Annotated in this window: 23 protein-coding genes; 2 read left to right on the plus strand and 21 right to left on the minus strand. The window is 45.6% G+C overall.

Features of this window, described 5'->3' with window-relative positions:
* Window positions 1–79: 79 nt before the first annotated feature.
* The 6 genes from SY83_RS17915 to metH all read right to left on the minus strand — a co-directional run bounded on the left by SY83_RS17915 (window position 80) and on the right by metH (window position 8,472).
* Window positions 80–1,513, minus strand: coding sequence for a magnesium transporter CorA family protein (locus SY83_RS17915; protein ID WP_068609012.1), 1,434 nt, complete (start codon window positions 1,511–1,513; stop codon window positions 80–82).
* A 208-nt stretch (window positions 1,514–1,721) separates the two neighbouring features.
* A complete protein-coding gene (locus tag SY83_RS17920; protein WP_068609015.1) occupies window positions 1,722–1,928 on the minus strand; it encodes a hypothetical protein in 207 nt (68 codons plus the stop codon).
* Window positions 1,929–1,996: 68 nt separating this feature from the next.
* Complete coding sequence (locus SY83_RS17925; protein ID WP_068609017.1) at window positions 1,997–2,959, minus strand: metal-dependent hydrolase; 963 nt, start codon at window positions 2,957–2,959, stop codon at window positions 1,997–1,999.
* A gap of 101 nt (window positions 2,960–3,060) precedes the next feature.
* Window positions 3,061–3,990, minus strand: a complete 930-nt coding sequence (locus tag SY83_RS17930) for a DNA-3-methyladenine glycosylase family protein (RefSeq protein ID WP_068609019.1) — start codon at window positions 3,988–3,990, stop codon at window positions 3,061–3,063.
* Window positions 3,990–4,928 carry a ribonuclease Z gene (gene rnz / locus SY83_RS17935; RefSeq protein ID WP_068609021.1) on the minus strand — a complete coding sequence of 313 codons (939 nt, stop codon included), beginning with the start codon at window positions 4,926–4,928 and terminating at the stop codon, window positions 3,990–3,992. Before rnz ends, SY83_RS17930 begins: the two co-directional genes overlap by 1 nt.
* A 106-nt stretch (window positions 4,929–5,034) precedes the next feature.
* Window positions 5,035–8,472, minus strand: a complete 3,438-nt coding sequence (gene metH, locus SY83_RS17940; protein WP_068609023.1) for a methionine synthase — start codon at window positions 8,470–8,472, stop codon at window positions 5,035–5,037.
* Between the two features lie 173 nt (window positions 8,473–8,645).
* On the opposite strand from metH, the gene SY83_RS17945 reads away from it, so the two are divergent.
* Complete coding sequence (locus SY83_RS17945) at window positions 8,646–9,188, plus strand: 1,2-dihydroxy-3-keto-5-methylthiopentene dioxygenase (protein WP_068609025.1); 543 nt, start codon at window positions 8,646–8,648, stop codon at window positions 9,186–9,188.
* A 67-nt stretch (window positions 9,189–9,255) separates the two neighbouring features.
* Here the strand turns inward: SY83_RS17945 and SY83_RS17950 are convergent, their stop codons facing one another.
* From SY83_RS17950 to SY83_RS17965, 4 genes are all read right to left on the minus strand, one after another.
* Window positions 9,256–10,053, minus strand: coding sequence for an HAD family hydrolase (locus tag SY83_RS17950; RefSeq protein ID WP_068609027.1), 798 nt, complete (start codon window positions 10,051–10,053; stop codon window positions 9,256–9,258).
* 19 nt (window positions 10,054–10,072) lie between these two features.
* Window positions 10,073–10,582 carry a hypothetical protein gene (locus SY83_RS17955; protein WP_068609028.1) on the minus strand — a complete coding sequence of 170 codons (510 nt, stop codon included), beginning with the start codon at window positions 10,580–10,582 and terminating at the stop codon, window positions 10,073–10,075.
* Between the two features lie 17 nt (window positions 10,583–10,599).
* Window positions 10,600–10,785, minus strand: a complete 186-nt coding sequence (locus tag SY83_RS17960) for a DUF896 domain-containing protein (RefSeq protein WP_068609030.1) — start codon at window positions 10,783–10,785, stop codon at window positions 10,600–10,602.
* 201 nt (window positions 10,786–10,986) lie between these two features.
* Window positions 10,987–11,394, minus strand: a complete 408-nt coding sequence (locus SY83_RS17965; RefSeq protein ID WP_068609033.1) for a LysM peptidoglycan-binding domain-containing protein — start codon at window positions 11,392–11,394, stop codon at window positions 10,987–10,989.
* 190 nt (window positions 11,395–11,584) lie between these two features.
* Here SY83_RS17965 and lexA point away from each other — a divergent pair, with 190 nt between their 5' ends.
* Complete coding sequence (gene lexA / locus SY83_RS17970) at window positions 11,585–12,205, plus strand: transcriptional repressor LexA (protein ID WP_068609034.1); 621 nt, start codon at window positions 11,585–11,587, stop codon at window positions 12,203–12,205.
* An 88-nt stretch (window positions 12,206–12,293) separates the two neighbouring features.
* Here lexA and glnA read toward each other — a convergent pair whose 3' ends face one another.
* From glnA to SY83_RS18025, 11 genes are all read right to left on the minus strand, one after another.
* Entirely contained in the window at window positions 12,294–13,622 is a 1,329-nt protein-coding gene (gene glnA, locus SY83_RS17975) for a type I glutamate--ammonia ligase (protein WP_068609036.1), read from the minus strand.
* Window positions 13,623–13,662: 40 nt separating this feature from the next.
* A complete protein-coding gene (locus SY83_RS17980; protein WP_068611180.1) occupies window positions 13,663–14,073 on the minus strand; it encodes a MerR family transcriptional regulator in 411 nt (136 codons plus the stop codon).
* Between the two features lie 106 nt (window positions 14,074–14,179).
* A complete protein-coding gene (locus tag SY83_RS17985) occupies window positions 14,180–15,433 on the minus strand; it encodes a methionine gamma-lyase family protein (RefSeq protein WP_068609038.1) in 1,254 nt (417 codons plus the stop codon).
* Between the two features lie 91 nt (window positions 15,434–15,524).
* The gene (hflX, locus tag SY83_RS17990; protein WP_068609040.1) at window positions 15,525–16,811 is read right to left on the minus strand and encodes a GTPase HflX; all 1,287 of its coding nucleotides are present in this window, start codon (window positions 16,809–16,811) and stop codon (window positions 15,525–15,527) included.
* Between the two features lie 61 nt (window positions 16,812–16,872).
* On the minus strand, window positions 16,873–17,847 hold the full coding sequence (spoVK, locus tag SY83_RS17995) for a stage V sporulation protein K (RefSeq protein ID WP_068609041.1): 975 nt from the start codon (window positions 17,845–17,847) through the stop codon (window positions 16,873–16,875).
* Between the two features lie 108 nt (window positions 17,848–17,955).
* Complete coding sequence (locus SY83_RS18000; protein ID WP_068609043.1) at window positions 17,956–19,860, minus strand: PAS domain-containing hybrid sensor histidine kinase/response regulator; 1,905 nt, start codon at window positions 19,858–19,860, stop codon at window positions 17,956–17,958.
* Between the two features lie 87 nt (window positions 19,861–19,947).
* On the minus strand, window positions 19,948–20,844 hold the full coding sequence (gene ku / locus SY83_RS18005; protein WP_068609045.1) for a non-homologous end joining protein Ku: 897 nt from the start codon (window positions 20,842–20,844) through the stop codon (window positions 19,948–19,950).
* A gap of 123 nt (window positions 20,845–20,967) precedes the next feature.
* On the minus strand, window positions 20,968–21,600 hold the full coding sequence (locus SY83_RS18010) for a YdcF family protein (RefSeq protein WP_068609047.1): 633 nt from the start codon (window positions 21,598–21,600) through the stop codon (window positions 20,968–20,970).
* Window positions 21,601–21,610: 10 nt separating this feature from the next.
* On the minus strand, window positions 21,611–22,288 hold the full coding sequence (locus SY83_RS18015; RefSeq protein WP_068609049.1) for an alpha/beta hydrolase: 678 nt from the start codon (window positions 22,286–22,288) through the stop codon (window positions 21,611–21,613).
* A gap of 3 nt (window positions 22,289–22,291) precedes the next feature.
* Window positions 22,292–22,846 (minus strand): ribonuclease FAU-1 family protein, encoded by a 555-nt coding sequence (locus SY83_RS18020; RefSeq protein ID WP_068609051.1) that lies wholly within the window; start codon window positions 22,844–22,846, stop codon window positions 22,292–22,294.
* Window positions 22,847–22,933: 87 nt separating this feature from the next.
* A complete protein-coding gene (locus SY83_RS18025) occupies window positions 22,934–23,638 on the minus strand; it encodes a peptidylprolyl isomerase (protein WP_068609053.1) in 705 nt (234 codons plus the stop codon).
* Between the last annotated feature and the right edge of the window lie 53 nt (window positions 23,639–23,691).

Genomic DNA, 23,691 nt, shown 5'->3' on the forward strand with positions numbered 1-23,691 from the left:
TTCCTTTCTCTGACCGCAGTTTTACTGAAAATAACAAAAACCGGCTCCGAAGGAACCGGCTGTTCGCCTTAATATAACATTATTGTTTATTCTTCTTGATCTGTTCTTTGACATAGCGGCGAATGACATGGGCTCCCAATAGGAAACCGACAAGCAAACCGGAGAAGGTAATAAATAAAGCGATATATTCAAAGACGGAATATCCTCCCATTTTGCCCCAATCGATATCGCCCTTTAAATCTTCGATGACCTGATTCATACCATAGATTCCGCCAACTACAGTGTATAAAGTTAAGATCATTAGCAGGTAATTCTGATTTCGCGAGGCAAACCGCTCCTGATATTTAAATAAATCCATTAATGTCTGTTTAACATCTTGATACAGTTCGTTATTGTTGAAGATTCTGCGCATCATGATAAATATTTCTCGCCCTTGCGATTGTGACACTAATTCCAGGAAAAAATATTTGGACGAGAATTTAGTAATATTCCTGATCAGATCCTCGATTGCGTCGTTGTCTCTTGCCATACGAACATGGGAATAGCAATTGGACAGCTTAAGCAGCACGATTTTGTGAAACATATTTAGGAGCAACCCATAGTAATACTCCCCGAACATCTGATTGGCCAAATGACGCATGCGTCCTTCGGTTTGATTTGTAATGCATGCGAAAGTATGCTCATTTACGATATAATTCGTGTCCGGAGCCCAACGGTTATAACTGTGGATCTCACAATATCTTTGAATGTAATCGGGATTGCTTGAGGAAATGAAAGGCTTGCCGTCCATATCATAGCCATCGAGTCGCGCCACCCTGTACAGATCGTTCTGAATATACTGCTCCCCTTCCTCTAGCCCATAAAAGAAGATGCAATACATACGCTCATCCATAAAATAAGGCAACGTTTCAAAATAAGCGCCCTCCATACCCGATTTGTCCAAAAAAGGAAGGATTCCAGACGCCAATTTCTGGAAAATAAACTTTTCAACTTCTTCGTAGTCGACCCCATCATGTTGAATGGACGTTTGGCAATCCTGATCCGTCACATCCTGCAGTACACGCAAGCGGCTGGCAAATTCCAAGGCGGTGCTAAGCACTATGGATTCACCCGCAAGCTCTGTACGAATCGTTATGAATCCAAGGTCAAACGGACACAACATGACATCTATAGATAAAATGCGAAAAGGAATGGCATGGAACGGCGTATTCAGCTCGCATTCCAAATCAAGTTTTTTGGAGAATCGTTGCATGGCATCCGGATCATCCTCGTGCGGAAACAGAACATTCGAGGTGAACGGCAGGAAATATCGCTCCATTCGCTGGTGGGAGACATTGAATTCCGAACCGTAATATTTCTTTTCCAGCTCCATCTTATTTAAATAAAAGGGTTCATAACCATCTGATACGAGCTGAGAGATCATAGATTCGCGTTTATTCGGCTCGATCGAAAAGGGGAAAATAAATTGACCTAATCCGGTGCGCAGCTTCTTTTCAGTAACTTCTTGTTTCATTTGCATCCCCTTCAGTCTTATCCATTACGAGTCATTACCCATATTCGGCCGCGTCTTAACAAGTCCGTATTAAATGATCTTGAGAAATTCCGTAATCTAACCTTCATGATGTTGAAAAGCCGAATCCCTTAAGGAATCGGCTCAACAATTGTCGTATTCTGCGCTTTCCCGGGAAAGTTTTCTGTTCCCTGATGCTTATGCATTCGCCTTAGATTAAACCGCTGCTGTCATCATAATCATATCGGAATCCGTCTTCTTGAGCGGCGGTCTCCGAATGAGACTGAATCATAGGCATGCTTTGCAGCTTGGTCAACACCTGTCTGTATTGAATCTGGGCATGATAGGAGCCGCTATGATTCATAGCTTCATTCAGAGCTTGTTCAATTAAGGATCTTTCATTCTCTGATAGTTGCATAGTGCCCTCCGTCAATTGATCTCATTCCCTCTTAGCATATCCATTCTTTTGAAAATTATAGTCGCTTGTTAAACATACGGAGCTTCCCAGCTTTTTTTGTTCCACCCCAACGTATCGCTGATGACATTTAAATTCCGGTCCAGTTCCACTTCGGCACCGAACGGCAGTTTATGATTATGCCAGAAGCGCATGTCGCTCCACACTACTTTGTATCCGTCGCGATGTTCCAGACACATCACATGCACCCGCTGGGCAAAATGCAGAAAAGCGCGCACACCGTCTGTGTGTATGGAAGCCTGGATCATCGGATTCTCTTCACCTTTGGTATATGTATCTTTATGAATGATTCGTCCGTAGCGGACATAACCGGTTTTGAACTGTTGTTCAGTCTCCACCATAAATTGAAAGTAGAACCAATGCAGACTCGGGATGACATGACAATTTCCGGTATTTCCAAAATGTTCACGGACTTTATAAACAATCCATCTCTGATGGATAAAACGGAGAAGAATGTAAACGAATGTTACCCCAAACAATGATTTGAACATTTCACCGGCATTTACATCCGACAGGATCCAGACCAGCAGCCCACCCGCATGCATCGTAAACAAGAACGGATCAAAAATAGAGAGAGTGTCGAGATGAAACCATTTTGCCGTAAAAGGTCTGAAGCACTGCACCCCGTAAGCGTTAAATAAATCCAGAAATACGTGAAAGCAGACCGCTGTAAATATCCATCCATACAAATGCGACCATGAAGACAGCACACCGAATATCGCTGCGAGCGGCAAGGAAAGCAAGAGCGGCCATAGAAACAGTGCCGGTACGGAATGTGTAATCCCGCGATGGTGTCTGATGTAGGCTTTGGGACCTTTAAACCTTACAATCGAATCGAAATCCGGGGCATGCGAACCGATTAACGTACCTATAAGTACAGCATGAAACATGGAATCCGACCCGCCAACCGACGGATCCAAACAAGCGAGCCCTGCCAACGAAGCGCCAAATACCAGATGACTACCCGTATCCATTCGTTACGACTCCCCCTGCAATCATAATGGCAACTCGCAAGCCTGCTGAGGCTTATGATCGGAGCATACCATTGAACTGTTCGGGGCGTGTTTGTGCTGTTTTAAATTATTGTTGAGACGTTTGTTTTTTGATTTAAGCTTTCCCAAAGATAGAACGTTACATAACTGCACCAAGGCGACCACGAGGCTCCCATTTCACGGACAAAAGGCTCTCCGGGTTGCACATCCAACCCATAATTTTTGCGGATGGCATTCCGTAAACCGATGTCGGCAGCGGGCAACAGATTAGGTCTCCCCATTCCGAATAAAAGAAAGCACTCTACGGTCCATCTCCCGATGCCTCGAATCTTGACAAGCTGATTGATTATATCCTCATCCTCCTTAAGCCGAAGGGTTTCAAGATCAAGTGTACCTTCCGCTACCGATCTGGCGAAATCAATGACATATTCCGCTTTACGCTGGCTGAACTGTTGTTCACGCAGTTGTTCGTATGTAAGTGCCGCCACTTCCTGAGCGGAAGGAAATACAGGGTACAACGTTCCGTTTATTTCTAATGGTTTGGATGCGGCTTCTACAAGACGTCGATTCAGGGTGGAAGCAAACGTTAGATTAACTTGTTGTCCGATAATCGTTTTAGTCATGCATTCAAATAAATCCGCCTCCAGGATGAAACGTAACCCGTAATGGTCAGCCGTCACTTTAGATAGTACCGGGTCCCCTTCCAAATGTGCATAAAACGACTTTAGATCGACATCTGCCGTAAGCATGGTTCTCAGACGTGCTTCAACTTCTTCGAGATCGCTTGGCTTGATTTCATGTTCCGCGTTTACTTGAATATCCAGACTTGGCTCCTCTGCATTCCCGGTGGAACGCATACCGACAAGGTATACCTTGTCGGCTATTCGTAAAGTGCGGACTAGGGCGCCGTCCTCGTAACGGAACATCTCATGGGAAACCCCCTGCAATCGCTTCGTCATCCGTTCAAAATCAAATGGTGCTGACGGGATCATCTCAAACCTGTGCGCGCTCATCATTTCTCCTCCTTAGCTCTTAACGGAATCGGGTAGGAGCTATGATCGGAAGCCACCTGTGTATTGGGAAAAATACGCCGGGCTTCCTCAAGCAGCAGATCCGTGCCCTCATCGGCGTATCTGCCGCTGATATGCGTCAATACCAGTTGATTTGCACCCGCTGCAGCCGCGGCATGTGCCGCTTCAGACGTTGTGGAATGATAGAATTCCCTAGCGAGGGCAGCCAATTCTTGAGCAAAGGTCGCTTCATGAACAAGCAGATCCGCGCCTTGCGCAAGCCTGAGAACATTGGCGCATGGCCGGGTATCCCCCAGAACAACGATAATACGTCCGGGTTGCGGCGGTCCGACGACATCGGAAGAACGAATAACGGTACCTTCGGGCAACGTTACATCCGTTCCGTTCTTGAGTAACCCGTACTGAGGACCGGGTAACAGTCCATATGATTTAACTTTTGCTATATCCAATGATCCCGGCTTCGGTTTCTCCTGGATTCGGTAACCATAACTGTCGATACGATGGTCCAACAATGCGGTTTCCACAGTACATTGTTCATCCTCATATACGAGACCTTCCGAAATCTCGACTATATTCATGTCGTAATTCAATCTGGATTGACTGATTTGCATGGAGGTTCTTATATACGCTTCAATCCCCTTTGGTCCGAAAATCGTAAGAGGCGAGGTCCCGCCTTGATTCGAGCGGGAAGAAAGCAGACCCGGCAGCCCGAATATATGGTCACCGTGCAAATGCGTAATCCAGATAAACTCAAGCTTGCTCAGCTTAAGTGGTGAACGCAGCACTTGATGCTGTGTGGCTTCTCCGCAATCGAAAAGCCAGAAGCTTCCCCGCTCCTCATATTGCGTCAAGGCGATCGAGGTTACATTGCGTTCTTTGGTCGGCATTCCGGCACCTGTGCCGAGAAAATAGATGTCCATGGGATCGTTCTCCCTTCGGTATAGTGAAAAGAAAGCCCTCATCTCAAGATGAAGGCTGTCCTAATTAATGGTGTTAAATATAAATGAAGTTAATCATGGGGAGACGTTATGCTTTATCCACATTAAAGTATTGCGCTTGCGGATGGGCGAAAACCATCGCGGATACTGACGATTCTGGTTCCATCATAAACCCTTCAGTTAACTCTACACCGATATCCTCAGGGTGCAATAAATCGAACAGAAGCTCCTGATCCTCCAAATTCGGGCAAGCCGGATAACCGAACGAGACCCGGATGCCTTGATATCTGGCGCCCAAACGCTGCTTCATTGTCATATTAACCGGATCCGGGTACCCGCATACATCGCGCATCATCTGGTGCATACGTTCCGCCAAAGCTTCAGCCAGCTCCAGAGCCACCGCTTGAAGCGCGTGCATGCGCAGGTAGTCCCCTTTGGCTTTCATTTCTTCAGCCAGTTCACGGACACCTGAGCCCGCCGTTACGACCAGAAAACCGACATAATCCATAACGCCGCTACTCACGGGTTTCAGGAAGTCAGCCAGACATAGGTAAGGATCTACCTGTTGGCGCGGGAACGTGAAGGTCTTCAGAACCTTTGTATGATCTTCTGGATCGTATACGATGACGTCATTACCTGAGGATTGTGCCGGGAAGAATCGGTACATGCCGCTTGCGCGATATACGCCGTTCGTAGTGGCTTCGTGCAGCAATCCATCCACCACATCTTTAAGTTGTGTCGCTTTAGGATCACGGTCCGCAAGCAGTTGTTCTACAGAACCCTTCAATCCCAGATGATGGCCCAGTAACATCTGCATATTCACATAGGGAAGTATGTGTGAAATGGGATAATCTCTAAGCACATGGCGGTCCAGATCCGGTGGAGTAAACACCGGTGCATCCTGTGAAATTTCAGAACGGACAGCGCGGGTTAAAGGCGGCAAATCTTTTCGACCGGATTCCATGACATCCGATTCTTTAAATTCACGCATCTCCGCCACAAGCTTAGCCCGTTGATCAGGATTGCTTAACTGGTTCGCGATATCCAGACCGTCCATGGCATCCTTGGCATACAAGACTAGACCATCGTATTCCGGCGAAATTCGGTTTTTAGTAAATTTACGTGTTAAGGCCGCGCCGCCGACAAGAATGGGGACATCAATTCCCGCATTCTTCAGATCCTGTGCTGTTATAATCATCTGTTGCGCCGATTTGACCAATAATCCCGACAAACCGATCGCATCGGGCTTCTCTTTGCGATAAGCTTCAATCAATTGCTCGGGCGGCACTTTGATCCCTAAATTAACGATTTGATAGCCGTTGTTGGAGAGTATGATCTCCACGAGGTTTTTGCCGATATCATGTACATCGCCTTTGACGGTAGCCAGCAAAATTTTGCCTTTCACGGCTGTTTCATTCTTCTCCATAAATTGTTCCAGATGCGTTACAGATGATTTCATCACTTCCGCGCTTTGGAGTACCTCGGCGACGATTAGCTCATTGTTGTTAAACAAACGTCCTACTTCACTCATACCGGCCATTAAAGGTCCGTTGATGACTTCTAAGGGCGCGTACTTCTGTAAAGCAAGATCCAGATCGGGAATTAAACCTTCTTTCGTTCCTTCCACGACATAAGACGCCAATCTCTCTTCCAGCGAAAGATTCGAAATTTTCTCTTTCTTCTCTACTTTCTTGTTTCGGAAAGCGGCCACGAATTCGGCTAAAGTCTCGTCATTCGTATCAAATATCAGCCGTTCGGCCAATTGGCGTTCTTCTTCCGGAATGGATGCGTATCGCTCCAGCTTCTCGGTATTAACGATAGCGTAATCCAAGCCGGCCTTGGTGCAATGATACAAATAAACGGAGTTCAGCACTTCCCTGCCCGCATCCGGTAAACCGAACGAAATGTTGCTTAATCCAAGAATGGTGTGCACTTTAGGATACTTTTCCTTGATTAGACGGATCCCTTCAATGGTTTCCACAGCAGAACCAAGGTATTGAGGATCGCCGGAACCAATCGGGAACATATTCGGATCAAAAATAATATCTTCCGGATTCAGACCGTATTTATTTACAAGTAAATCGTAGGAACGGTCGGCAACCTCCAGCTTCGCTTCCCTGGAAACCGCTTGTCCCCGTTCGTCAATCAAGATCACAACAACCGCGGCCCCGTATTTATGGATAAGAGGAACGATACTTTCGAATTTCACTTCGCCGTCTTCTAAATTGATGGAATTGATGATTGCTTTACCCTGGGAATATTTCAGTCCGAGCTCAATGATGTGATCATAAGTGGAATCAATCATTAACGGAACCTTTACCTTCTTCACAACTTGTTGAATAAAGGTTTCCATAGCTGCGTATTCATCGATATCCGTATCCTGAAGATTGATATCTACAATGTAAGCTCCGCCTTTGACTTGCGCGCGGGCAATCTCGGAAGCCTCTTCGAATTTCTGTTCTTTAATTAAGCGTTTAAACTTGCGGGAGCCGGAAACATTCGTTCTTTCGCCTACCATATAGGGACGATTTTCAGCTTCCACATACACGGTTTCGATCCCGGATACAGCGGGCGGATGCTGACCGTTCTGCTCGCGCGGCGGGTATTGGCTTAACGTTTCAGCCATGGCCCGGATATGCTCGGGGGTTGTGCCGCAACATCCGCCGGCAATGTTTAGCCAGCCTTGGGAAGCGAAGCCCCCAATCTTCTTCGCCAAGGATTCCGGGGATTCATGATAGCTCCCGTTTTCATCCGGAAGTCCCGCATTGGGGTAACAGCTCACCGCGCTGCTGGCAATGCCTGAGAGTGTGCGAATATGGTCCCGCATGAATTCGGGGCCGGTAGCACAGTTTAACCCGATCGAAATCGGTTTCAGATGCTCCAGAGAAATATAGAACGACTCTATATTTTGACCGGCCAATGTTGTGCCCATCGGTTCAATCGTTCCGGAAATCATGAGCGGGAGCTCTATACCGGTTAATTCAAAAGCGCGGCGTATGCCGATCGTGCCCGCCTTTACATTTAACGTATCTTGAGAGGTTTCCAGAAGCAACGCATCCACGCCGGATTCAATCAAGGCTTGAGCCTGCTCGAAGTAACTGTCCACCAACTCATCGAACGTTACGCCACCGGTTACCGATAATGTTTTCGTTGTGGGACCCATGGCGCCTGCGACATACCGCGGCCATTCAGGTGTAGAAAACTTCTTAGCGGCATCCACAGCCAACTTCGCGGCAGCCTTGTTCAATTCGACAGCACGATCTTGCAAATCGTATTCAGCCAACACCACGCTGGTGGAACCGAACGTGTTGGTTTCAAGAATATCGGCCCCTGCTTCAAGATAAGCCTCATGTATAGAAGAGATTACATCGGGCCTGGTAAGCACAAGCATTTCATTACAGCCATCCAGGTCGTCCGATCCGAAATCCTCAGCTGTTAAATCCGCTTGCTGAATCATCGTTCCCATGGCGCCGTCGAGTATTAAGATCTTCTTCAGTAATTGCTCCTGCAGTAGTGGTTTGTTCATCTGAGCCCTCTTCCCCTCCGAAAAAATCGTTAAAATATAGTCTATCAGATTACTAGACATTAGAAAAGAATAAACTAACCGGCTGGGCCGCCGGAGACATCGACAGAACTATAAAATTGGTTTATAATCGAATCAATTCATACCATAATGATAGGAATTAGGAGGAATCAAACATGGCTGAAATTCGTTTGCGCAACACCAATGAACGCATTACGGGAGAAGAGAATGTAAAAGCCTTTTTGGAAAGTCAAGAAGTGTTATATGAGCATTGGAACCCCGATGTAATGCCTGCGCATTTAAAGGAACAATTCATCCTTACCGATGAGAATAAACAAGAAATCCTGACTGCTTATGAACATGAGATCAAGGATCTTGCCTCTCGCCGAGGTTACCAGACCTGGGATATTGTCGCTTTGTCTGAAGCAACACCCAATCTGGATGCCATTCTCAAAAAATTTGAGGACGTACATACGCATACGGAAGACGAAGTGCGTGCAATCGTGGCCGGCCGGGGTATATTTATCATCAAGGGGACACCTGAAGTGGGTTACTTTGATGTAGAATTAGAAGCAGGTGATGTAATCTCTGTACCGGAGCATAAGCCGCATTTCTTTACATTGATGGACAATCGTCAAATCGTGGCGGTTCGTTTATTTATTGAAACCGAAGGCTGGATTGCCCACTCATTCGCGGATCCTGAATTTATTAAAACATAATAACCTTACACATGAGAAAGCCCCTAAACTTCCATATGGAAGCTTAGGGGTTTTCGGGTTAAAAACGTTATTCAGCAAATGAATGGATAATGTCGTGTAATTCTTCTAAATGTTTGATTTGAAACGTAGGTCGAATGTCGGAATCATTGGCTAGTCCGCGGCGGTTAATCCATACATTCTTCATACCTACGCGATTAGAGCCCAGAATATCAGTCGTTAATTTATCTCCGACCATCAAACCTTCATCAGCGTTAATGTTCAACAACTCCATAGCATGATGAAATATCGCTTCAGCCGGTTTTCCCTGTCCGAATTGGCCCGAGATCATGATATGGTCGAAGTAAGGAGCCATGAGCGGAACCATAGCCAATTTTTCTTTCTGTAAATCAGGCGATCCGTTGGTTAACAAAAGCAGCTTAACCTTGCCTTTAAGCTCGTCCAAAACACGGTAGGTTTCTTCATATACATAAGGCAGTTTCCGGCGGGTTTGATGGAACAGCTCACCCAATTCGGCCCCCGCTTGTTCATCGTCAACACCCAAAACATGAAGGGCACGTGTCCACGCTTCTTTACGATATCCAGGCGCAAGTTCGTTTAATTTACGAAACTGTTCGTGCTCGCCTTCGGTAAAGTTGCCCCAGAGCGCCTCATACGGATTAATTCCGATCATTTGTGTGAAAGGAAACGTCTCATAAGACTCATACAGAGCGCGTGCTTCCTTCCGAACCGCAGCCTCCAATTCCCGGGCATCCACCCCTAATCGATCTGCCGCAGACTCACAAACCATCTCGAAAGCTTCCAATACACTTCGATCATCCCAAAGCAATGTATCATCCAAATCAAACAAAACCGCCTGAATTGACATTAATCCTTCGCTCCTCCGACTATTTAGCTTTTACTTCAAAAGGCACATCGTTCTGTTGCGCAAATTTTTGTAGTGCCGGTTCGATTGTAACCGTGTCATACCTATTCCAAGTACGTGATAGTACCCAGCTGTTCTTACTGTGTTTAAAAGTAATCACGATCGATCCCGGTTGAGATGTGATCTTATCGACGGAGCCAGCATACATCTTCTTGTCCGCCCCATATTTGCGAGTGGAAACGTAGTCCTTTCCGATGGCCAGATAGGGCTTCCTCAAAAAGAATATCACCGCCAATAGGAGATAACTTAACACGGTGAACCAATACATTGTGCCTCTTTCCTCACCTGCGAACGTGAAACCGAAGAAAACCGCCACGGCCGCGCAGGCTAAGGGCAGTATGAAGCTTCGTCCCGTATAACGATCTGGTCCTGCGACAGAGGTCTGGGAGATGGTCCCTTTACCTTGTTTCACGCGTAACTTGTTGCTGACCTTGGAGTTTTTTTGTACCATGCGCTCCCATTTTCGGGACATACGTTATCCACCTGTCTTTAATGTTTTATTTGATCCTCGCCATCGACCAATGTGATATTTTCCAGCTGGTTCCGGAGTGATCTCTTAAATCCGTTAATATATTGATCGCGAAGTTGTTTCTGTTCCGCGGTTTCTTCCGGTGTAAGTCCTTCTTTTTTCTGTTTACGAGATAATTCATTAATTCTGGCTACAATTTCATCCATTGTTATATGACCTCCTTGTCTGTATCCTTTTTACTTTGCCATGTTGATATTTGAATGTCAAGAACCGAGCAAATATTTATAAGAATCATCATATACACTATGTTTTCTACTACAGAAAACAAAAAGGGCACCGAAAAGCGCCCGGGATGAAGCATATATAGAAGAGACAGTTCATCTCGAATCTAATTCATGAATGAATGGTTATGGAAGAACAAGAATTTGACCTTCTTGCAGTAAGCTGCCTACTAAATGATTCATCTTACGCAAATCGGAAATATATGAACGTATGTTCTTATCCTTGGGCGCATGTGCTTCTGCTATACTCCATAATGTGTCCCCGGAATCCACGAGCACTCTCCGAGGGTTAACATTCGAAGAGACTTGATTAAAACTTAATTCTAAGTTGTTGTTGTTCGCTTTCTTGTTCGTCTCCGTGGTTGATTCACCGTAGGCCTGTATGACGGCTCCGAAAGAGAAACAGATTAGAAACAATGTAAAAAAGAAAGTAAATTTCTTGAGTTTAACATAGCCAAGTGTTCCTTTAGGTGTGGATTTAACTTTATGAGTTCCCGTCGAATTCGTATTAGAATATGTATAATAGGCTTGCATGATGTCACCCTCCCAAACGTTTGTTCTTATTTGTATAAACATAAGATAACACGAACAAATGTTTGAGTCAACATAAATATCGAAACATTTGTTCTCATATAATGGATAAATATTCGAACTTATGTTTGTACGAACTCCGGTTCTGTGTTATACTTTCTCTAACTAATATTGTTAAATTGGAGTGATGATCGTGTCGAAGATTTCCAGTCGTCAGTTGGCGATTTTAGACTTCATCAAGAATGAAGTGCGCGATAAAGGCTATCCACCTTCTGTTCGAGAAATCGGTGAAGCTGTCGGACTTGCCTCTTCTTCCACTGTCCATGGACATTTGGACAGACTTGAGAAGAAAGGCCTGATTCGCCGGGACCCTACGAAACCTAGAGCTATTGAGATTCTCGGTAACGATGAAAGTGCCAACATTTATCCTTTCTCCGTGTCCCGAGTGCCGCTCGTGGGTAAAGTAACGGCCGGTGTTCCCATTACCGCGACGGAGAATATTGAAGATTACTTTCCTCTACCGAATCACATTGTCGGGGATCAGACGGTCTTTATGTTAAGCGTTGAAGGCGACAGCATGATTGACGCAGGCATACATAACGGCGATTATGTCATCGTGCGTCAACAACAAACCGCAAACAATGGAGATATTGTGGTGGCCATGACGGATGAAGACGAAGCCACAGTGAAACGCTTTTACAAGGAACGTGACCATATCCGGTTGCAGCCTGAGAATTCCGCACTTTCTCCTATCTTACTTAATCATGTTACGATTCTTGGTCGTGTCATTGGCTTATTTAGAGACATACACTAATATACTAAACATCCATAACTAAACATTGCCAAACAAGAAGAAGCTCCCCGGCTAAGCCGGGGAGCTTCTTCTTATTTGATCTTTAGTATTAATATGAAGTGATGTATTGATCGCGTTCCCACTGGTGAATCTGCGTTCTGTACATATCCCATTCGATTTCCTTAAGCTCATAGAAATGGGCCAAAGCATGATCGCCCAACGCGTCGCAGATGACATCATCACGCAACAACTCGCCTAATGCTTCTTTAAGGGAATATGGAAGTGTAGGAATGCCTTCATCGATCCGCTCTTCTTCGGTCATTACATAAATGTTGCGGTCCGTTGGCGCAGGCAACGACATCTTGTTCTTAATGCCGTCCAAGCCGGATTTCAGCATAACTGCCAAAGCTAAGTAAGGGTTAGCTGTCGGATCCGGGTTACGAACTTCGATGCGAGTGCTAAGACCGCGAGAAGCTGGAATACGAATCATTGGGCTACGGTTAGAAGCTGACCATGCCACGTAGCAAGGCGCCTCATAGCCTGGAACCAATCGTTTGTATGAGTTTACGGTAGGGTTGGTAATGGCTGCGAAAGCACGTGCATGCTTCAATACTCCTGCCATGTATTGGCGGGCCACCACACTCAGTCCAAGCTTGTCCTTCTCGTCATAGAAGGCGTTCTCGTTTCCACGGAACAGCGATTGGTGACAATGCATACCGGAACCGTTCATACCGAATAGCGGCTTAGGCATGAATGTCGCGTGCAATCCATGTTGTCTTGCAATGGTCTTAACAACCAGTTTAAACGTCTGGATCTGATCGGCTGCGCGAATCGCATCCGCATACTTAAAGTCGATTTCATGTTGACCCGGAGCAACTTCATGGTGAGAAGCTTCAATTTCAAATCCCATTTCTTCCAGTACAAGAACGATTTCTCGGCGGCAGTTCTCTCCAAGGTCCGTCGGCGCCAAGTCGAAGTATCCGCCTTGGTCATTCAGCTCCATCGTAGGATTGCCCTTCTCATCCGTCTTAAATAAGAAAAATTCCGGTTCAGGACCTACGTTCATTGCGGAATAGCCCATGGCTTCGGCTTCTTCAAGGGAACGCTTCAGAATGCCGCGAGGATCGCCGGCAAACGGCGTGCCGTCAGGCATATAAATGTCACAAATTAAACGGGCCACTCTGTTCTGTGTAACCCACGGGAAAATAACCCAAGTGTCCAAATCCGGATAAAGGTACATATCCGATTCTTCGATTCGAACGTATCCTTCGATGGAAGAACCGTCGAACATCATCTTGTTATCAAGCGCTTTCTCTAATTGACTAACCGGGATTTCCACATTCTTAATTGTTCCCAACAGATCCGTGAACTGTAAACGGATGAAACGAACGTTCTGTTCTTTGGCAATCTTCAGAATATCCTCTTTGGTGAAACTCATATGCAGTCATCTCCTCTTCATCGTTTAATGTTATAAAATTCTAGCGCTGAAAGAAACGGGAAAGCTCGCCTTGAATAAGGGAAACCTGACCCGGCCTCTTTCCTTGCATCAGCTGCTGTTTAAGCATACGATGGAGTTGGGAATCGGTCAATTCCTTACGTTTCACTTCGGTATGCTCGTTCAATACCGTGGCATCATCCGATTCTCTGGATACCGGAAGCATTACTTGCTTAATTCCTGCAATGTTAACGCCCTTCTCAATCAAAGCCTTAATTTCCAACAACCGTTCTACGTCATTGAAGGAGAACAGACGTTGATTACCGGACGTACGCGCAGGGACGATTAACTCATGCTGCTCATAATAGCGGATTTGTCTAGCGGTTAAATCCGTTAACTTCATGACAATCCCGATCGGGAAAAGCGCCATATTCCTCCGTATATCGTCGTTCATCATTCATCAACCTTCCAGTGAAAAATAAAATATAACACTATTGTAACTGGCTCACAAGAAGGTGTCAATGGATGTTAGGTTTAAACAACATAAACTTACATGGAAGCTACACTAACCCTTGATCTCGCATATTTTGAATCGCTGTCATGACACCGAGTTTAACATGTGAGTAGGTTAAGCCTCCTTGCATGTAAGCAATATACGGCTCGCGAATCGGCGCATCAGCTGACAATTCCAAAGATCCTCCTTGAATGAAAGTGCCCGCTGCCATAATGACAGGATGTTCATATCCGGGCATATCCCATGGTTCCGGCACTACATGTGCGTCAACGGCCGAAGCCATCTGTATTCCTTGTACAAAGGTAATTAAATGCGATGAGGAAGAGAAACGAATAGCCTGTATGAGGTCCGTACGTTTCTCTGTCCATGCCGGTTTGGTCTCAAAACCGAGCTTTTCGAACATGGCCGCGGCAAATATGCTACCCTTTACAGCTTGTCCGACTATAAGGGGCGCCATAAACAAACCTTGAAATATAGAACGGGTAGTACCTAACATCGCACCCACCTCAGCGCCGATTCCCGGTGCCGTCAGGCGATACGCAGCCAGTTCAACATACTTCTGCTTCCCTGCGATATAACCTCCGGTTGCGGCTAAACCACCTCCAGGATTCTTGATGAGGGAACCTGCCATCAAATCCACGCCTATTTCTGTCGGTTCCATGACTTCCGTAAATTCACCGTAGCAGTTATCCACGAATACAATGACCTCGGGATTCAACTTTTTCACACGCTGCACCATTTCACCAATCTCTTCGACAGTAAATGAGGCACGCCAATCGTATCCGCGGGAGCGTTGAATTCCGATAACTTTCGTATGTCGATTCATATGTCGCTCCACAGATTCCCAATCCACGCCATTATCGTTGGCTAATAACGGGATTTCATTGTACCCGATGCCATAATCCTGTAACGAACCTTTCCCGTCTCCCGGTTGCCCTATCACTTTGTGCAACGTATCATAGGGACGCCCTGTAATATAGAGCAATTCATCCCCTGGACGCAGAATGCCGAACAAGGCCGTGCTAATCGTATGCGTTCCGGAGACAAAATGCGGACGCACTAAGGCGCTTTCTGCGCCAAAAGCCTCCGCGTACACCTCATCGAGCAGTTCCCGGCCCCGATCATTGTAACCGTATCCCGTGGATCCCGCGAAATGAAAATCACTTATCTTATGATGGCGAAAAGCTTGAATGACTTTCCATTGATTTACATCAACGATACGGTCCACTTCTTTAAACCGTCCTTGTATAAGATCTTCCACTTCGTCCATAAGCTCATTTATTTGATTTGTAAACAACATATTATTCGTCTCCTCTTATCCCCTGATCCTATAGCGTTAAATCTCTAATCATATCTTTGCCTAAACAGAGAAAAAACCGAACACCGAAGCCTTAGGCTTCAGTATAAGGTTCCAGAACATAACCTAATTTCTCATAGTCCAAACGGTTAATTCTTACATTATAAAGAATATCGGATTCATCAAATGACTGTTCTAATACCTCTCCAATCCTGTAAACATGAGCCGCTAAATCACCGCGATCCGATGGGATGCGAAACGTAAGCGTATCTCCCGTCATGCGTTCCTGTACCGCTTCTTTGAGCTTGTCCAGATCAGAAGGGGAGTAAGCGTTGATTTTAATATACTCGCCTTCCGTGGTCAACATCTCCCGCTCTTCGGGTGAGCATAAATCAATCTTGTTAAATACCGTCATTTGCTCTTTTCCCGAAGCCCCCAGTTCCTCAAGCACCTTCTGTACCACCTTCATCTGATCCGATCGATTATCACTTGAACTGTCCACGATATGAAGAATTAAATCCGCCTCATTCGCTTCTTCCAGTGTGGCCCGGAAAGCGGCAACGAGGTCATGAGGCAGGTTTTGGATAAAACCGACCGTATCCGTAAGCACAATCTCCTTACCCGCGGGAAGCATCAAATTACGGCTCGTCGGATCCAGGGTTGCGAACAACTGATTCTCCACGAGTACGTCAGCTTGCGTCAACTGTTTCAACAAAGTAGATTTACCTGCGTTGGTATACCCGACTAAAGCCACTTGAAAAATACCGGTCTTTTTCCGGCGTTCCCGGTGTAAAGTCCGGTGTCGAACCATCTCATGCAGATGGCCTTTCAACTCGTTGATCCGGTCCCGAATATGTCTTCGGTCCGTTTCAAGTTTGGTCTCCCCCGGCCCCCGGGTACCGATACCGCCGCCGAGTCTGGATAAGTTCTTGCCCTGTCCGGACAATCTCGGCAGCAAATAACTAAGTTGAGCCAATTCGACCTGCACAATTCCCTCGCGTGTCTTGGCGCGTCCCGCGAATATATCCAAAATCAACTGGGTTCTGTCAATAATTTTCACATCTAGAGCGGCTTCTAAATTTCGAACCTGCGCCCCAGAAAGTTCTTGGTCAAATATGGCGGTTGTGGCACCAAGTTCATCGATCCGCAGCTTAAGTTCTTCCACTTTCCCCTTACCGATAAACCATTTGGGATCCTTCGTGTCTTTATTCTGAGTGATGGTGTCCAGCACCTCCACCCCGGCGGTTTCAGCCAATCCGACTAATTCCGCTAAAGAATATTCCAAATTCACTTCCTTTAACTTTAAATCATTGGTGTATAAGCTGACAAGAACGGCACGGTCCGCCAGCGTCGCGTTTGTATCATGTGTTTGGTTACGCATAGATTGCTCCTTGTTCTCTGATAGTTAGGTACCTTATTCATATGAGTATGCCCTAGTTCATCTATATTTTGTCAAAACGTAAATCCTCGGGTTTAAGCTGCATCAATTCTTGTTTAGTGGGAGACGCGCCTGAATCCAGTAAACGAACGGCCTGATAGCGGATGGCCTTCTCAATGACATTCCTGACGTACCGCGCATTACTGAATGAATGCAATGTCAGCTGCTTCTCCTGTAACAAGTGTTGCCGTAATTTAAAAAGAGAGGTCGGCGAAATCTGATAATCTCGTTCCAAGAGCATCATATCACAAATCTGCAGTAACTGATCCACCGTGTAGTCCGGAAAGTCAATTTGGATGGGGAAACGGGATGGCAAACCTGGATTCAGCATTAGAAAATCATTCATTTCACCCGAATAGCCCGCCAAGATAAGAATAAATTGATTTTTGTGATCCTCCATGGCTTTCACCAATGTATCAATGGCTTCCTTGCCGAAATCCTTTTCCCCGCCCCTTGCAAGACTGTAAGCTTCATCGATAAACAAGATCCCGCCCAGCGCTTTCTTCACCAGATCCCGTGTACGTTGTGCTGTATGACCTATATATTCGCCGACTAAATCCGCGCGCTCCACCTCAATCAAGTGCCCTTTGCTTAGGACTCCCATGGATTGAAACAAGCGAGCTACCATTCGTGCGACCGTTGTCTTACCGGTACCCGGATTTCCCCTGAAAATCATATGGTAAACCTGGGAGCCGCTTTGCAAGCCCGCCTCGGTTCTCATTTGGGTAATTTGTAACAGAGCGTAAATCTCGTAAACCAATTCTTTAACGTTCTCCATCCCCACCATCTGATCCAGTTGTTTCTGAATCGGTGTAAACTGGCTGTCTTGAGCCGTTGATTTTCCGGTTACTAAGGCTTCGGACTCCGCTGTGTTAGCCGACATAACCGGTGACTGCGCATCGGCTGTGTTCCGCAACACAATATTAATTTGACGCGAAGGCCGGGGTTTGGCGGCGGATGTAACTACACGCCCATTCATTATGGCGTCACCTCGTTTGGATGGGTTGGCGGTTCATACCATACCTATTCAACAATAGAGGTTCATATTAGCAGTTTTGGCGAAGCTTGACTGATAGAGAAGGCGTAATCAGATTCTCTTGCCAAAATGTTTCTCGATCATCCGTGTCAATGCATCCAGTTTAACCGGTTTGGAAATATAGTCGTCCATGCCTCCCGCAAGATACTTTTCTTTGTCCCCCATTAAAGCATTAGCCGTAACCGCGATAATTACCGGGCAACGATCACCTAATCGCTCTCGGAGTTGTGATGCCGCTTCCATCCCGTCCATGACCGGCATTTGGATATCCATTAGTATGAGATCGTATTCCTTTGACTGCACCGCTTCAACGGTCTGAAGACCATCTTCGGCCACATCGACTGTATAACCTAATTTGCGTAACATCATAAACAGTACTTTACGGTTAATATCATGATCTTCTGCAATGAGAATCTTGAGCGGAACATTCTCTTCACTTAACTGAGACAAATTGGATTCGCCGGTGTCCTCTGCAGGCAATTCAGTCGGCTCACGCAATGGAATGGTTAGAATAAATTCACTGCCTAATCCGGATTCAGAATGAATTGAAAGTGTTCCTCCCATGAGATGCAGAAGATGATTGCTGATCGTCAGCCCGAGGCCGGTTCCGCTAAACCTGCGACTTGGCGAAGAGTCTACTTGTGTGAATGGCTGCAGAATTTGCTCTATACGATCCTGAGGAATCCCAATTCCCGAATCTTTCACTCGCATTCGCAACACCTTGTCGCCTGATATTAAAGCGCACTCTGCTTCAAAGCAAATGGAACCCGTCTCGGTAAATTTGACCGCGTTATCCATCAGGTTAATCAGCACTTGACGAAATCTGGTTTCGTCACCAACGATCCATTGAGGCAAAGATGAATCACATGACCAATCGAGGCTTAGATTTTTGTCACGAATCGGCTTTTGAAACAAATTAATGACATCCGTGATTACCGATTCAATACGAAAAGGTTCTTCGGTTAATTCAAAATGACCGGATTCCATCTTCGAAAAGTCTAATATCCCGTTGATAATGGACAGCAGGGCATTCCCGCTCCTTTGAATGGAAACGACAGATTCCCGCTGTAATTCATCTAATTTGGATTCTCGAAGTAACTCCGTCAGACCTAAAATACCGTTCAACGGTGTGCGGACTTCATGACTCATCATGGCAAGAAAATCACTTTTGGTTTTCGCCACGGATTCAGCAACTTCTAGCTGCTTTTGGCTTTTTATTTCTTTATCAATGTTACGGGTAACACCTAACACGTACTTCTTGCGGCCATGTTCATCTCTCAACGTATTATAATTGCTTTCCAGCCAGACGTAATGTCCGTCTTTATGCAACAGTCGATATGTAATCACATCTGAATCGGCGAAAACTTCGTTTTTGTAAGCTACCAAATCATCCGGGTGCGTTAAATGTAAAGTATCTTTTCCTATGATTTCCTCAGGATGATAGCCTAACACTTTGTATATAGAGGGTGTGACATATCTGCAGATCCCGTCAGGCGTGCTGTAACCGATAATATCCATGACATTTTCTGAGATTAAATTGTACAGCCATTCTGTTTCTTTTAATTTGTGTTCTGTCGATTTGCGTTCCGTTATATCCGTAATATGTGTTATATAGTAAAGTGGCTTTTCTTTCTTATCACGAACTACATAAGATTTCAAAGAAGCCCATACCATGGTTCCTTGTTTAGTAATATATCTCTTTTCCGTGACGTAAGTATCCAATTCTCCTGCCCAGAGTAATCTGGCTTGTTCTGAATTTTCACTTAAATCATCCGGATGTGTAATTGTTTGATAATCAAGACAGAGAAGCTCCTCCTTGGTGTATCCGAACATTTCACACAAGAAAGGATTCACGGCAATCCATTTCCCTGTTGCGTCTAACAACGCGATACCAATCGGCGCATATTTATACATTTGTTCAAAAAAACGCAGATAATCCCCTTGTGCCGATTTCACCTTACAAACCCTCCTGGTAAACTACAAATATAGTTCAATTATATACCAGTGTGTACTAAAATCCTATGGAAATCCATGACCTTGTGCCTATGCACCCGTTTTCTTTGAACGAGATTTAGCGCCGGCGCGGGGAGATTTGGATGGCTTAGCTGCAGAGGTCTTTTTGGTTTTATTCGTCTTGGCTCGGGTACTGGTTTTTTTGACGGGTTGTTCCGAAGGTTGAGCCTGTGCCAAACTAGCTTTTAACGCATCCATTAAATCAATAACGTTTCGTTGCTTTTCTTCAGGCGCGAATTTCACTTCTTTTCCGTGAATTTTATCTTCAATCGCGTCCATTAAACGTTCCTTGTAATCATCCTCATATTGCGCCGGATTGAATTCAGCAGTTAGTTGTTCGATTAAAGACTTGGCCATTTCTAATTCCTTTTCGTTCGTGTCTTTGAGCTCCGGCAGATTCGGAACCTGCTTTAGCGGGCGTATCTCTTCGGCGTAATGCATGGTTGCCATGGCTAAATAACCGTCAATGACCCGAATTGCGGCTAAACTGCTTTTGCTTCGGATCGTGACATTGGCAATTCCGATTTTTTGAGTCTCCTCCAGGGCTTTAGCTAACAATTGATAAGCATGTACCCCAGATTCGTTCGGTGCCAGATAATAGGTCTTCTGAAAATAAACGGGGTCAATCTCATCCAAATTCGCAAAACTCAATATCTTGATTTCACGTGAGTCTTCGGAAGCAAGCTTGTCCAACTCATCCTTGTCAAACGTTACAAAATGACCCGGTTCGTATTCATAGCCCCGGACGATATCACTCCACTCGACATCTTCCTCACACTTTGGGCATGTTCTAACGTAATTTATCGGTACAGAGAGCTTTTTGTGAAGGAGTTTCATGGGTACATCGTTATTTTGCGTAGAAGAGAACATCTTTACAGGTACGTTCACCAAGCCAAAATTAATCGCGCCTTTCCATACCGTTTGCATCAGGATCGCCTCCATTATTGTGTTACATTATATATAAACGGAATGGATTACCTTATAACGGCGCATGAAATGAGAAAAACTCCCTTGTTATGTGGCGCGCAAGAGAGTTTGTTATTTGTGAGCCTATCCGGTTGTGAATATACGCTTTATCCAAAGTGACCCCTTCTCCATCATCCACTTCGTGTAAGCGAGTGTTTCTCTGCTTTTATGCCACGTCATATTCAGTACACTAGAGTTCGTAGTGGACACTACCGGTTCGGAATATTCCAGAAACGAGGCAATATCTGCGGAGCGCGCACCATGATAATCATGAGTGATAATTACAGCTCTACGAAAACCCTGTTCTTCCATAATTACCTTGCTGAATAATAAATTCTGATAAGTGCTGCGGGCTTTATTCTCTTCCAAAATATGCTGAGATGGAATCCCGGTTCCCACCAAATAATTTTTCATCCCCTGAGCCTCTGTCAATTCCGAATCCAAGCGGTCATACCCGCCCGAAACGATAATTTTGGTAAATACACCGGCTTTGTATAGCTTGTATGCGTGGTCCAGCCTCTCCTGCAACCCCGGACTGGGCACATTCCCCCATAAGGAAGCCCCCAATACGATGCCTACATCCGCGTGCTCGGGGACCCTTTGACGTTCAGCGGAATGGATTAAATATTGAGTCCAAGCGATCCAACCTATTCCAGCCATGAAGATGACAAGTGCGGATAACCATAACTTTGTGTACTTACGATTGTTGAAGTTCATGTATGCAACCTCATTCCGTTGTTGAGAATTCATGATACAGAAAGCGCGTTACTCTCCTGAATACCTGTTCGTAGTCGGCATCCAAACAAATGAGATGCTTCGAATTCGCATAATATTGAACTTCGTAATAACAGTTTAGTTTAGATGTGATGAAGCGGGCGCTCGAAGGATGTACAATCTCATCCCGTTCTCCCTGCAGAACTAAAGTGGGCGATTGTATTCTTGAGAATTCAGGTTTAAGCGCCCTGACAAGTCTCATGAATTGCCAAACGGAACCGATGGGTGTTCTTTTCACTGTTTTCAGCTTACGCGTCTCCCCAGTACGTATGAGATCCGCTATAGCATGCGCAAAACGAACAGGGCTCACATAAATGACGGCAGCGCTTAACAGGACCACACGCCGAACCGCATAGCGATTGGCTATATATGCCGCTAACAGACCGCCCATCGAGAAACCTATAACATCGAAAGAACCGTATAACCGTTGCATTTCGGCTGCTTCCCGCTCCACGTGTTCAACCCATGACTGCCATGTAATGTTGCGCAGGCCGTTACCCCTGTCACCATGACCGGGTAACAGAGGTACGTTGCAGATGTAACCCATGTTCGTAAGCTCAATCGCAAGCGGGCGGACCTCATGAGGCCCGCCCGTAAAACCGTGTATCAACAAACATGCTCGCTCGTTCAATGTCTACACCTTCTTACTAACCAAGTCGCCGAACAAACGTTGCAGATGGTCTACAGCCAGCTCACGGTAGACAAAACTCCCGTTCTTGATGGAGTCCAACAGCTTGTTTGCCTCCACCTTGGCTGTGTCAAAGTCGGACTTTGTAATCTCGCCATGATCATAAGCTTCTTCCAGCTCATCTTCGTCCACAAGCAGAACTTCGCCGCTTGGTAATATAATAACGTCCAGGAACAGATCATCAAACCAAGGCACCCCTTGATCGGTTAATCCTTGATCCTTGCAAATATCAATGTACCATTGAACTACTTGTAAGGAGGAATTGAACATCGTCGTTACAACGTACCGTTCGTTCTCAGGAAAGTGTTGAAGCCATATGTATCCTTCATCGGCCAGACAAAGTCGGGATTGCAGGTATTCTTTCCATAATGGTTCACGCAGCTGATGAATTTTATAAAAGGTGACATAACCCTTAAACTCCGCATCATTCAAGTGTACCGATGCATAACTTTTGTTAACAATTCTGCGCCAATTGGCTCGATCAGAAAATTTTCTTTTCATGAAAAATTTCCTTTCTGCGTCATCCCTGCATTCGTCCCCCGGACGTAACTAACGGAGTATCGCCCTGATGGGACCTGCAATTTCAATTTATTGTTCGGTAATAGATATTGAATTAATCGTTACAACTTCAGTAGGCTTGCTTGGTGTGGCTTCGCTACCTTGTTCAACCGGTGTCGCCGCGATCAGATTAATGGTTTCCATGCCCTCGACGACTTTACCGAAAATTGGGTAGTTGGGTTGTGAATTCAAAGACGCGGCATCCTCTCCGCTGCAGATGAAGAACTGGCTTCCGCCTGTATTCGGACCCGCATTAGCCATGGCTATCGTTCCGGGTTCGTATGTATGCTTACTGCCCAACTCGTCTTTAATCGCATAGCCTGGACCCCCGCCGCCGGTTCCGGTCGGATCACCGCCTTGAATCATAAAGGATTGAATAATTCGGTGAAAGGTAACTCCTTCATAGAACTTTTCTTTCGCGAGAAAAATAAAATTGTTCACCGTTACCGGAGCATCCTTCGCAAAAAGCTCGATTGTGAAGTTGCCTTTGGAGGTATGAAACTCCGCTTTGTATTGCTTATCTTGATCGATTGTCATTGCCGGAGGCGAAGCCCACTGCTTGGGCGTCTGCTCCGTGGCGGAACCGTCAGTCGCGCTTCCGGATGATGCATTGTTTGTGCCATTAGCCGCATTCCCTGTGTTAGTAGATCCACTGTTAGGTTTCTCGCCGCAACCCGTCAGTAACGCTGCTGCGGTTAATAATACAATCGATGATGTATAAATACGGCGTTTCATATGAAATACACTCCCAGCACTTAATCTCAATTTACAAAATTATAGCATAAGGT

This window comes from Paenibacillus swuensis (assembly GCF_001644605.1).
Classification (GTDB): Bacteria; Bacillota; Bacilli; order Paenibacillales; family DY6; genus Paenibacillus_N; species Paenibacillus_N swuensis.